Origin of the sequence: uncultured Algibacter sp. (genome assembly GCF_947490405.1) — a bacterium.
In the GTDB taxonomy this organism is placed as follows: Bacteria; Bacteroidota; Bacteroidia; order Flavobacteriales; family Flavobacteriaceae; genus Algibacter_B.
Map to the genome: position 1 here is coordinate 775390 of NZ_CANLGU010000002.1, position 12675 is coordinate 788064.

The following is a 12675-nucleotide window of genomic DNA, read 5'->3' on the forward strand; positions in this document are numbered from 1 at the left end:
AAATAGAATCGAGAACTTAGTGCAAAAATACTATTTAATAGATATTGCACTGTGATAAAAGTTACATTTCTATGATGAACATTCATAATTTATCGATTTCATTTCAAGGAGAATATCTGTTTGAAGACATTACCTTTAAGTTAGGTAACGGGGATAGAATTGGCCTAATTGGAAAGAATGGAGCAGGTAAATCTACGATGCTTAAAATTTTATCTAGAGAAATGGAACCCGATACAGGGCAAATAGCCACTGATAAAGAATTGAAAATTGGTTTTTTAAAACAGGATATTGATTTTGTTTTTGGTAGAACAGTTTTGGAAGAATCGTATGAGGCTTTTACTGAGATTAAGGCTTTAGAAGCTAAAATGGACGATGTAAATAATCAGTTGGCAGAACGAACGGATTATGAAAGTGAAGCTTATAATCAATTAATGATTGATATTAATGAGTTGCAACATCAATACGAAATTTTAGGTGGTTATAATTATCAAGGGGATACTGAGAAAATCTTACAAGGTTTAGGGTTTCAGAGAAAAGATTTTGAAAAACTTACAGACACGTTTTCTGGAGGTTGGCGTATGCGTATTGAGTTAGCAAAACTTTTATTGCAGAATAATGATATTTTACTTTTAGATGAGCCTACAAACCATTTGGATATTGAATCTATTATTTGGTTAGAAGGGTTTTTAAAAAATTATGCAGGTGCTGTTGTTATTGTATCGCACGATAAAATGTTTTTGGATAACGTAACGAATCGAACTATCGAGATATCATTGGGGCGTATTTATGATTACCCAAAACCGTACTCTAAATACTTGGTGTTGCGTGAAGAGCTAAGAACGCAGCAATTGGCGTCTCAAAAAAATCAGCAAAAACAAATTGAGCAAACTGAAAAGTTAATAGAGAAGTTTCGTGCGAAAGCTTCAAAAGCAACAATGGCTCAGTCGCTTATTAAAAAGCTTGATAAAATTGATAGGATTGAGGTTGATGAGGATGATAATAGTGTGATGACACTTAATTTCCCTGTTTCTATTACTCCAGGGAAAGTTGTTGTAGAGGCTGAAACAATTTCAAAAAACTATGGCGATAATCAAGTTTTAAAGGATATTGATTTGTTAATTGAACGTGATAGTAAAACGGCTTTTGTTGGACAGAATGGACAAGGAAAATCTACATTAGCTAAAATTATTGTTGGTGATATAAAGCACGATGGACACCTTAAATTAGGGCATAATGTTCAGATAGGATATTTTGCTCAAAACCAAGCGGAGTATTTAGATGGTAACAAGACTGTGCACGATACCATGATTGATGCTGCCAACGAAACAAATAGAAGTAAAGTAAGAGATATTTTGGGTTCGTTTTTGTTTAGAGGAGACGAGGTTGAAAAATATGTACGTGTGCTTTCTGGTGGAGAGCGTAATCGATTAGCACTAGCTAAATTGATGTTACAACCTTTTAATGTCCTTATAATGGATGAGCCTACGAATCATTTAGATATAAAATCTAAGAATGTTTTAAAGGAAGCTTTAAAGCGATTTGAAGGGACTTTGATTTTAGTATCGCATGATCGTGATTTTCTTCAGGGTTTAACCAATATTGTTTATGAGTTTAAAGACCATAAGCTTAAAGAATATTTAGGTGATATTGATTATTACCTAGATCAGCGTAAAGTAGAGAGTTTACGTGAAGTGGAAAAACGAACTGTGGTTAAGGAAACACCTAAGGAAAAAAAACAACAGTCGTATGAAGATCAAAAAAAGTTAAAATCTTTGAATAACAAGTTGAGTAATGTAGAATCTAAAATTAATCAGCTTGAAAAAGCTATTAAAGATATAGATTTTGAACTTGAAATTAATTATGAAGAGGCTACTTCTAAGCCTAATTTCTTCGACGATTATCAGAAAAAAAAGACTGATTTGCAAGAGTTGATGAGTAAATGGGAGGTCATTCAACTGGAAATTGAGCAGTTTGTCGATTAAAAAATGTTAAAATTTAGTGTATTTTATCGATAAAAATAGTTTTTTGTCTGGTTTCGGCCTATATTCGTGCAAGAATTAATCCCAAATTTGACCAAAAACATGAAGTCTTTAAAATTACTTGTCGTTTGTTTCTTAGTTACAGCGTATGCTTTTGCTAATGTATCTTCAACTGATAAAAATGCTTTAATCGCATTATATAATGCTACCAACGGTGCTGAATGGAATTCCTCATGGGATTTAAATGCATCAGTTGACAAGTGGCATGGTGTTAAAATTGAAAATAACAGAGTTACTGAAATAAATTTACAGTTTAATAACTTAAACGGAGAGTTACCACAAGAAATAGGTAATCTCTCAAATCTAAAAGTTTTAAACTTAGGATTCAATAAATTACAGGGCGAGCTTCCTACATCTTTAAGTAGCTTAAAAGAACTTAAATCACTTGAGTTATTTATGAATAGATTTGAAGGAAATATTCCTTCAGAGTTAGGTGAGTTAAAAAACCTAGAATCTTTAAAATTATACAGTAATAAATTTACTGGAGAAATACCTTCTTCTTTAATGGGTTTAACAAACTTAAAAGAGTTGTTGTTGGGTAGTAATTATTTAACAGGACAAATTCCAACAGATATCTATGCTTTATCAAAATTACAAAAGCTTAGTTTGATGGATAATAAAATGGATGGTGAAATACCAGCAGAATTGGCTCAATTAAAAGATTTAGAAGAATTGTTACTGTCTACAAATCAGTTTACAGGAGACTTACCTCAAGAGTTTATGAATTTAACTAAGTTAAATACCATGATGGTGAGTGATAATAATTTAAATAAGGAATACATTACTGTTTCTGGTAAAAACCCACCAACATTGATGCAATTACAGTTGCAAAATGCTACTGCAACCATGGATATTGAAAAAGAATAAATAAATTTTCATAAAATTAGTTAGTTTAAAAGCCATCTGTATGATGGCTTTTTTAGTTTTATATCATGATAGAACACCATTTTACATGTCCGCATTGTTGGGAATCTATTTCTATGTTGTTTGATAGTTCTATTTCAAAACAATCTTATGTCGAAGATTGTGAGGTATGCTGTAACCCAATACAAGTAACTTCTGAATTTATTAATACAGAATTAGTGGGCTTTCAAGCAGATAGTATCGAACAATAATATTTTCTAATTTTATACTTGCAGAAACTAAAAAGGATTGTATATTTGCAGTCCAATATCGCGGGATAGAGCAGTAGGTAGCTCGTCGGGCTCATAACCCGAAGGTCACTGGTTCGAGTCCAGTTCCCGCTACTAGCAAAGAGTAATCAGAAATGGTTACTCTTTTTTTATGCAGTAAAATCTGTGGGTTACTGTGTTTTACTAATACTTCACTTTTTATAGGATTGTATCACACCATCAAGCAAAAGGCACACTTTTAGGCACACCCTTTCATAAAAAAGGTACACCCTATATTATAAACGTAACATTATGAATTTCAAAAATATAAGAGTGTTGTTTTTGCTCAATAGAGTAAAAATTAACAAGCAAAATAAATCCCCAATAAGGTGTAGAGTTACCTACTTGGGAAAAAGGAAGGTGTTTTCAACAGGTTTTTTTATAGTGCCTAAATACTGGTACAGTAAAGAGCAAAAAGCTAAACCACCTAATTCAGATAACAATTATATCAATTTACAATTGAGCCTTATTAGTCAAAAGATTAATGAGGCTTTTTTGTTTTTACAGGTTAATAATAAGCCTTTTGATGTAGAAGATATTTATTTAAAGTATAAAGGAGAAACTACTAATGAAGAAAAGACTTTGATGGAAGTGTTTAAAACTCATAATGAAAACATGTTCAAACTTATTGGTAAAGAATACACTAAGTCAACTTATTATAAGTTTGTTGAGGCTAAAAATCATCTTTCAAATTTCTTGTCTTTTAAATATAAGCGTAATGACATTTTGTTAAGCAAGATTACTTTAAAATTTATTGAAGATTTCGATTTCTACTTAAAGTCAGAGCTTAGTCATAAACAAATTACTATTAATAAGTCTATACAGAGACTCCGTAAAATTATCAAATTAGCTCTGGCTGAAGGTTATTTACTTAAGGACCCTTTTATTTTGTACAAGCCTAAAAAATATAAAGTTGAAGTTGTTTATCTTGACTCTGATGAATTACAAGAATTAGAAAGCCATGATTTTTCATATAATCCTAGATTAGAAAGAATAAGGGATTGCTTTGTGTTTTGTTGCTATACAGGATTGGCTTATGCTGAAATGTCAGCTTTAAGCCATGAACACATTATTGAGGGCTTTGATGGTAGCAAATGGATAAAAATGTATAGGCAGAAGACAGGGAGTTTGCTAAGTGTGCCTTTATTGCCACAAGCAAATGTAATACTTGAAAAGTACCAGCAAGAGGAAGGAATATTACCTATTATTACTAATCAAAAATTTAATTCCTATTTGAAGGAAATAGCAGTGATTTTAGGCTTTAAAAAAAAGCTGACACACCATATTGCCAGAAAGACTTTTGCAACCACTGTATTGCTTTATAATGATGTTCCAATGGAAATTGTGAGTGAGCTTTTAGGACATTCAAAAATGGCTATTACACAAAAATTTTATGGTAAAGTGGTACAGAAGAAAGTTAGTGAAGAAATTTTTCGTTTAAAGAAAAAAATGAAAAATAGTTAATATTTATCTTAATGTTTATACATTTGTACCTGAAAAGGTGTAAACCTTTTTTCTGCGAGTTTTGATAAGCCCTATACTTTAGTAGGCATTTTAAGATTTCCACTTTTTGGAAATTTCCATGATGAGTTTTGGATTTACGATTAGACAATATTCTATTGTTTAATATTTGATGAGTTTTGTAATTATTTATTTTATTTAAAAAATTAATCAAAATGATTAAAAAAATGAGTTATGGCTATACAGAGCCAGAAGATTGCATTGAGCAAAATTTACCATCAGACAAAGACTATGATACTGATGAAAGTGAAAAAGAAGAGTTTTTTGAAGTTCCAATTTATGATTTTGAAAAAACCAAAGAAGAGAATTTAAGAACTGGTACAAAATATTTGTTGGTGCCAATTTCTTCAGATGGTTTTGGTGAAGTTAAAAATGAGCAACTTTTGAGTGAATTTTCAAAGATTATACTCAAGCAAGATGAGTTGTTTGAGTGTGACAGTATTGGGGAAAATTTAGTTGTGGTAGATTATGCTACTATGTTTGGTTTACGTCTCAATAGGTTCAAGAATTACAATAGTGACTTATTCAAATGTGATGAGAGGGTTTTATTTGAGTTTCTTGTAATGAAGAATAGGTATTTTGGATTTGTTCCATTCTTTTTGTCATTTCCAACTATTAACCGTGAAATGGGAATTAGAAAGGATAGAGCTGTTTCAATAATTAAGAAATTTAAAAGATTAGGGTTTTTAAGTTCTGAAATTAAAACAGAGTTAATTAATTGTCAACCAAGGCAAATTACATACTATACTCTATATACAGATAAAATTATTGATTTAATACCTGAAATCTATTTGGATGAAGAGACAGAATGGGATATTAAACATGATATTTTAAAATATCTGGAACCTGACTCTAGGGCAAAGAATATTGCAAATGAATCAGATGAGTGCAATATTAAAAACATAATGCAGTAAGATTGAAAGGGGGGCTTATAGCCTCTCTTTCTTTTTAATTCTCCTTCAATGGATTTCCTTTGGCTATTTTATTAATTATAGCTTAATAGAATTTTTGAAGTAGATACTCTTTTATTGGGGGATTTCCATTAGTGAAAATCAGAAGTTTAGAGAAAAAAGATTGAGGAAGAAGTGTAACTCTACTTTTCAGTAATGTTTATGATTTATGTAAAATTTGTTTGCACCAACAGCAAGAGAAGTATTTTTTTAAGATATACTTTCATGTATTGTATGAAGTTGAATATATTTTAAATCAACTTAGTTTTAAAGTAAGTTAATTTTATTTAGCTATTGATAGTCAATTTTTTAAACACTTCACTTGCAATTATTTTACTGCTTTTTAAAGAATTATTATCAATTATATTGATAAAGCCTAACTTACACTTGTTCTCATTCATTTTTTTAGTCAGCTGATAATAGTTGCCAAAACTACTGTCTTCTTGATTGATTTTAGGAAATAACAGTAAGCTCTTTTCAGCTTCCCAATATAAATTATATGCAAATATTTGTTTTAAATCTCCATCATCAGGATTGTTTGAGTCTCTAATCTTCCATTTAGTATCTATAATATAAGTTACTGATGGTTTATGATTAGAATCCATTATTACTATATCAGGTCTAATAGTTTTGGTTTTAGTGTCACTTGACCAAAAATCTTTTTTATTTTGGAAAGAGACTGTAGTATTTTCCTCTTTGTGTTTTTGTAAGATTCTATAAATATATTCTTCCCAGAGTGCATTCATATCAAATATGAGTGTTAGCATATTATCTTTTCCTGAATTAAGATTAGGAGAATAATTTAAAATGAGCATTTTAGCTATTTCTAGTGCTTTTGAATATGGAGTATTTTTTCTGTTAGGAACTATTTTTTCAAAATGTTTCTTTGTGATATTGACATCTTTGAAACTATTAAAATCAAACATCACCCTATTAAGTTTATCCCTTAAACCATTATTGATTAATTTGTCTAGAATTGTTAATCCTTTAAAAAGAATCTGATGCAATAAATGGTCTTTATCATAGACTTGATGTTCACAATAAAACCTTTCTTTATGTACTGTGTTTTTTTGAATGTTTTTAGCAAATAACAGTTTTCCTTTTAATGCTAATTGGTTGCTTTGTACTCTTCTGTATTTTTTGATTAACCCTCTTTTTATTAGGGTTTCAATTTCAGTTAAGTACATATCAAAATAAACCTGCAAAATAGAGTTGTACCTTTTCTTTAAGGTTGTTTCAGAGACATTATCTACATTAATATAATTACAAACTTTTAGCATATTTAGAAGGACTCCTTGCCATAAGTTTTTATCTGGATTCTTATTTCTGTCAGCCTTGGGAAGAATTTCAATGGTTAGCCCACCTATCTGGATAACTCCAACATAACTATTGAATTGTATGCCTTTATGAATTATAGTAAAGTACTTGTTATGGTTCTTTTCATTAAACCTAACCATAGCATCAAAATGATGTTTTTTAAAATTAGCATTTTCAGCATATCTCAATTTCTGATATTCAAATACCTGTATGAAATTCTTTTTAATCATCTAAGGCTATAGCTGAGTTTTCATATATTGATATAAAAGATTTAGCAGTCCATGAACTAGAATTTGTAAAACAATAAATATTTTTTTCTAATAACATGTCCTTGTCTTCATAGTTGAAATCAGCAAACTTGATTGTAGAGTCTTTTTCAATGGATTTTATAAAAGCCTTACCTAAGACCAATCCAATTTTACCAAAGTCACCATAAAAATATTCCTCTAATAGAGGTATAACTTTATCTTTAAATACTTGAACCAAATCTTCAAAACTTAACACGTTGATAAAGTAAGAATGTCCAATTTTGTGGTCTTTATCTATTAAAAGTTCTATTCTACTGTTAATAGAATTTAATAGTTCTATCAAGTTTATATCATCTTGATTTATTGAAATAATTCCATTTTTTTTATGTTCAATTTCTAAAATATTGCCATCAGGTTTTATTTCTGTAAAAGAAAACCTTCTTCTTAATGCTGTGTCTAATGCCTCAACACTTCTATCAGCAGTATTCATTGTTCCAATTAAATATAAATTATTAGGGACAGAAAAATTGTCTTTAGAGTAGGGAAGTGTTACTGTTATTTCTTCTTTTCCTTCAGTTCTTTTATCTTCTTCTAAAAGAGTAATTAATTCTCCAAAAATTGCTGAAATGTTCCCTCTATTTATTTCATCAATAATAAGAACATAATCTTGGTTAATATTATTCGGTTCACCTTGTTTATGAAAGTATTCTATAAATTTTTCAATTTTTACATCTTGTTTATTAAATTCATAAATAGACATTTGAGAAATTTCCTTATCAAGAAATAATTCAGGAGAAGCATTCATGTTTTTTGCTAACCATCTAACTTTTCTTAAATGATGAAAACCAAATTCATTATTCTCATCATATTCGTATTCACCCTCAACAATACCAACAGCGTCAATTATATGATTTCCTAATGATATAACTACAACATCACCAATTACCATGTTTTGAAAAGCAAACATAGCTTGTATATGAAATCTTGAGCTTTCAACTAAATGTGAATATTCTTCTGTAAATTTATCTCTAAATTTTTTCCAATCATTAATTTTAGTATAAGTAGTATAATCTTCATTGTCACCCCAACCTAAAGCAATTTTATTGTTTTCAATACACCATTTATGAATTTGGTATCTGTTCTTACCACCTAAACTCATTTTATGATAATTAACTTTTGGGAAATCTACTCCACTATTAATTATTCTTGAACCAGAAACACCTTTTGCTCTTGCACATATTTCTTTAAATATACCCTTTTTTACATCATAACTTAATTTTTGATTGTCATTGGTGAAAGGTTTTATGCCTTCAACAAAATCTTCATAGCTCATACTTTGATGGAAAGTAACAAAGCTGATTTGTTTTTGATTTTTTAGGTCATCATATAATTCTAAAATTTCTTCTCTACTCCTGTCTTGTTCACCCAGAATAATATTTACGGCAATTTCTTTTGTTTTATATGTTTTTCCTGTTCCTGGTGGTCCATAAAGAATTTGATTAAGTGGAATGTGAGTTCTGTGTTTTTCAATTAAATCATTCACAAACCACCCAAAAGACATTTGACCAGAAAAGCCCTTTGAATAGGTTACTCTTCTCAGTTTCTTTAAATTGAAATAATCATATTCAAAGTCATCGAAATCTTCATCATATGTTTCTTTCCAACTTGTTGGTATGTGTATTTTAGCAACCTCTAAGTATGCAGTTATTGTTGATGGTGATATTTCTGAAGCTCTATGTTCCTTTAAATATGCTTCAAATAAATCAAAAATATTTTCTTCCATATTTGATGCTTTTTTATTTTTTAATAAACCATTTAAAAAATCTCTGAATGTCAACTTTCCTTTAAAATTTCCATCAAAAGGGATATGGGTGATTTTAATTAGCTTTTCTATTTCTTCTTGGTTAATTTTAAATGAAGAGAAAGAAGTTTTAAACTTCTCTTCATATAGAATAGGGGTTCGAGTTTTGATAGAACCTAAATATGCTTTAGTTGAACTTTCTGAATAGTTTTTGTTTTTTAAATACTCATTAAATTGATAAAATATTTTTTCTGTATCTGGCATTTTTTTTGACTCAGATTCATGGTTCCATATTGATTTAATTTCTTTAAAATAAGGAATTGAACTTATGATATAAGTGTAATTCATTTTATTCTTAGGGGTGATATTATACCCTTTGAAATATTCTATTATATCATTAGTAAAAGTTTGTTCATTATATACTTTCTTTAGAAGTATTTCAGAAATGAGCTTTCTGTGATTGTTTGACAATATGGTCAGGTTATCCATTGGAGAAATGGCATAATCCAATGCGTTTTTTATATTGTCAGGTAATTTATGATTTGGGTCTTTTTTTAAAAGTATTAAATGATTTATCCAATGAGTTTGTCTCACACCAGCTTTAGCAACAACCCTATTATCATCGTATTTATTCCAGTTTTTTTTACCAGAAGCATTTAAGTCTAGATAGCTTATTAATTCTCCAAGAATATTAAAAAATTCATTATCACCATCCCCTTGGTTAGCTACAAATTTTTCAAAACTAATATTAGTTTTATTATTTAAATAATTGTCATAAATGGATTGAATAGTAGTTTCAGAGACTACATGGCTTAAATATCTGTCCTTAACATCCAGAAGGTGTTGAAAATAATAACTCTTGTCATTTATGAGGGCTTTAATTTGTTCAGATTCAAGTGTGGTCTCAATTAATTTTTCAATCATATATCACTCTAAATATTACAATCCTTTTAAAACTTCAATAACACTATGTGCTGTATAGGTGTTCTCTACTTTTTGACTTTGAAAAACCATAAAGTATTTAAACTTTTCCCCTGCTAATTTTTCCCAAGTTTTACCTAAAATATTTTTACTCCTACTATCTTCATTTACTCTATCATCTCCTTTGGTTTCTAATAGAATAATATTCCCTTTTTTAGTGTAAAGTATAAAGTCTGGATAATGATTAGAACTATAGCCATTTAAAGCGTAGCCTTTCCCTCTTTCAAAATTTCTGTGCCAAAACACAATATTATCTAATGAGGCAACTTCCAAAATCATAGATTGCTCATAGTTATTCATTTTACCCTCTCTTTCATAGAGAGATTTGTTGATATTAGTACTTAAACTTAAAGGTGTTATTTTTTCTGGAAATGCAAAACTATCTCTTACTACAATTTTATTGCTATCAATAAGTATTTTAAATCTTTCTTTGGCATAGGCACTTGATAGCTGGTTGATTTTATCTTTAATTCTCTTTACATAAATAAAATCATTCTCAACTATATCTCTTATTTGGTCATTAGTAAGATTATCAAAAACTCTATTGACATACTTTTTTAGTTCTTGTTCCTTAATAGGTGTCATATCTCCCAATTTAGAAACTACTATGCTACTTACCTGGTTAATTTGAGATTCTTTAGGTGTGGATAAAATATTGTCTATTAAAATACCCTTTGCCTTTTTGTTGAAGTTTTTTACAGTAGCAGTTCCTTTGGTTTCATCAAAGTCAACTGCAATAATATCTTTTGAAATTTCATCAAAAGTTACTTCTGTATTATACTTAGATAGTTTAAAACCATCTAATAAACTATTTTTATGTAATAGTTGCCATTCTTCATTAAGTTCTGGAAACAGACCACTTTGCAAATCATCTTTTTTCTCAATAAAGAATTGAGGGAGTTTAATACTTTTTGCCTTTTCTTGATACTCTTCAATAATAGAGTAATGTTTAGGTGCTGTTTTCATAACTTCAGTAAATATGGAAGTGGTGTCATCTATTTCTAAATCATTTACTTTTTGTTCAAACTCTCTTCCTTGTTGTTCAGCTTTTTTTGTGATGGTACTTAATAAAGGGTTACTTTGTTCTATGTTTTCTAAGGTAATTTCTTCATTAGGGTTATACTGTATTTCTGCTACATTAAAATCTTCATCAGATTTTGGAATGTCATCAAGTTTTGATTGTTCTTGTTCAAATAAATCTTGAGTTAAGATTTCATTAGGAGTTAATTCTTCTTCTGGTTGTTCTTCTGCATAATAATCATCCTTACTAAATCCTGCATCTTGTAAACCTTTTACAATATTCTCCAAAGTATCATTGAATTTTGAAGAAGCAGTAAGTACAAAAGACATATTAAGTAGGGCATTTTGATGCTTTACTACATAAGGTTGCCTTAAAACCCTACCTAAAATTTGTTCTACTTCAACTGCTGAAGATTTATCAGCCAAAGATGCTAGTATATATGCATTAGGGCAATCCCAACCTTCTTTTAGGGCATTAACAGTAATAATATATCTTACTTTACAATCCTTAGCATTCAAGTTTATACCTTTTAACTCATCAATGCCACTAGTTTTAATTTTTATCTGTTCCTCTGGTATTTGAAGTTTTACTAATTGCTCTTTTATTTTTTGAAAAGTGGTATTGTTTTTACCTTTAATATTTGATTGTGCTTGAAATAAGATAATAGGTCTTATATATTTACCTGTTTGCTTTTCTTCTTCATTGGCAATTAATTCTAACTTTCTTTGCAAGTGTAATGCACTAGTAATAACTTCTTCTTTCTTGTGATGGTTATAGACTACTACTGGTAGTTTAACCATGTTTTCTTTTTTTAAAGCTAAGGCATTTACATAAGAAATAATATTACTATTTTCTTTTGGTGTAGCAGTTAAATCAAGCACCAATGATGGATTTAAGTTATTGAGCATTTCAACACTTAAATCACTTTCAGCATTGTGACTTTCATCTACAACAACAATAGGATTTAAACTCCTAATAACATTGATTAAAGCAGTTTCATCTGTGTCTGGAATAACTAAATCTTTATCTACAATAGTATTTCTAAAAGACTCTAAAGCACCATTTTCTTGATATACTTTTCTATCATCCTTTTTTCTGCTATTAATACGTAAACTACTAAAATTGAACACAAAAATATTGAGTTGTTCTGTTACAGAGGTAGGATTGAAGTTTGCACCTTGTAATAATTGGTCTTTTTCATAAACTTCAACTCTATTGCCAAATAGTGTATTTAATTTTTCTCTATAGGGGTGATTGGGGTTAGATAAATTATTTACAGTTTGTTGTAATAAGTTAGACCAAGGCACTAACCATACTACTGCTTTAGTATTCCCTTTATTAAAATTCTTATTGATACTATGTAAGGCGTTTACTGCTATAAATGTTTTACCACCAGCAGTTGGTACTTTTATGGCTATATGTACTGCATTAGCAATATTATCTTTATAAGGTTTCATACCTTCAAAAGAGCCATCTAATTGTGGTGTATAAGGCATTCCTAATTTATCTTCCCAATACTGGTTGTATGCTTTTGCAGGTGTAGGTTGTTTTTGGGTATATTCCAAAAACTTCTCTAAGTCCTTAATAACTGTATGTTGATATGGTTTTAATTCCATGCTATTTTT

The 12675-nt window shown here is 29.3% G+C and carries 8 protein-coding genes and 1 tRNA gene; 6 read left to right on the top strand and 3 right to left on the bottom strand.

From position 1 onward, the window contains the following. Window positions 1–71: 71 nt before the first annotated feature. The 6 genes from Q0772_RS07330 to Q0772_RS07355 all read left to right on the top strand — a co-directional run bounded on the left by Q0772_RS07330 (window position 72) and on the right by Q0772_RS07355 (window position 5646). On the top strand, window positions 72–1982 hold the full coding sequence (locus Q0772_RS07330; protein WP_298342189.1) for an ATP-binding cassette domain-containing protein: 1911 nt from the start codon (window positions 72–74) through the stop codon (window positions 1980–1982). Between the two features lie 99 nt (window positions 1983–2081). After that, window positions 2082–2906: a Two component regulator three Y domain protein gene (locus Q0772_RS07335; protein WP_298342193.1), complete on the top strand. Its 825-nt coding sequence runs from the start codon at window positions 2082–2084 to the stop codon at window positions 2904–2906. 65 nt (window positions 2907–2971) lie between these two features. Further along, entirely contained in the window at window positions 2972–3154 is a 183-nt protein-coding gene (locus Q0772_RS07340) for a CPXCG motif-containing cysteine-rich protein (protein ID WP_298342196.1), read from the top strand. Between the two features lie 59 nt (window positions 3155–3213). Further along, a tRNA-Met gene (locus Q0772_RS07345) sits at window positions 3214–3286 on the top strand. Between the two features lie 177 nt (window positions 3287–3463). Beyond that, window positions 3464–4675, top strand: coding sequence for a site-specific integrase (locus tag Q0772_RS07350; protein WP_298342200.1), 1212 nt, complete (start codon window positions 3464–3466; stop codon window positions 4673–4675). 212 nt (window positions 4676–4887) lie between these two features. Next, complete coding sequence (locus Q0772_RS07355) at window positions 4888–5646, top strand: hypothetical protein (protein WP_298342202.1); 759 nt, start codon at window positions 4888–4890, stop codon at window positions 5644–5646. A 323-nt stretch (window positions 5647–5969) separates the two neighbouring features. Here the strand turns inward: Q0772_RS07355 and Q0772_RS07360 are convergent, their stop codons facing one another. From Q0772_RS07360 to Q0772_RS07370, 3 genes are read right to left on the bottom strand one after another with little or no spacing between them, the layout of a single operon-like run. Next, window positions 5970–7229 carry a restriction endonuclease gene (locus tag Q0772_RS07360; protein ID WP_298342203.1) on the bottom strand — a complete coding sequence of 420 codons (1260 nt, stop codon included), beginning with the start codon at window positions 7227–7229 and terminating at the stop codon, window positions 5970–5972. Then, the gene (locus Q0772_RS07365) at window positions 7222–9972 is read right to left on the bottom strand and encodes an AAA family ATPase (protein ID WP_298342205.1); all 2751 of its coding nucleotides are present in this window, start codon (window positions 9970–9972) and stop codon (window positions 7222–7224) included. The genes Q0772_RS07360 and Q0772_RS07365 overlap by 8 nt, the downstream gene beginning before the upstream one ends. 15 nt (window positions 9973–9987) lie before the next feature. Continuing rightward, window positions 9988–12666 carry a DEAD/DEAH box helicase family protein gene (locus tag Q0772_RS07370; RefSeq protein WP_298342207.1) on the bottom strand — a complete coding sequence of 893 codons (2679 nt, stop codon included), beginning with the start codon at window positions 12664–12666 and terminating at the stop codon, window positions 9988–9990. Window positions 12667–12675 lie beyond the last annotated feature (9 nt).

Bases quoted from the DNA above. Each gene is read 5' to 3' on its own strand.
- Q0772_RS07365 (WP_298342205.1), bottom strand. From the start codon at position 9,972: ATGATTGAAAAATTAATTGAGACCACACTTGAATCTGAACAAATTAAA.
- Q0772_RS07355 (WP_298342202.1), top strand. From the start codon at position 4,888: ATGATTAAAAAAATGAGTTATGGCTATACAGAGCCAGAAGATTGCATT.
- Q0772_RS07335 (WP_298342193.1), top strand. From the start codon at position 2,082: ATGAAGTCTTTAAAATTACTTGTCGTTTGTTTCTTAGTTACAGCGTAT.
- Q0772_RS07340 (WP_298342196.1), top strand. From the start codon at position 2,972: ATGATAGAACACCATTTTACATGTCCGCATTGTTGGGAATCTATTTCT.
- Q0772_RS07350 (WP_298342200.1), top strand. From the start codon at position 3,464: ATGAATTTCAAAAATATAAGAGTGTTGTTTTTGCTCAATAGAGTAAAA.
- Q0772_RS07330 (WP_298342189.1), top strand. From the start codon at position 72: ATGATGAACATTCATAATTTATCGATTTCATTTCAAGGAGAATATCTG.
- Q0772_RS07360 (WP_298342203.1), bottom strand. From the start codon at position 7,229: ATGATTAAAAAGAATTTCATACAGGTATTTGAATATCAGAAATTGAGA.
- Q0772_RS07370 (WP_298342207.1), bottom strand. From the start codon at position 12,666: ATGGAATTAAAACCATATCAACATACAGTTATTAAGGACTTAGAGAAG.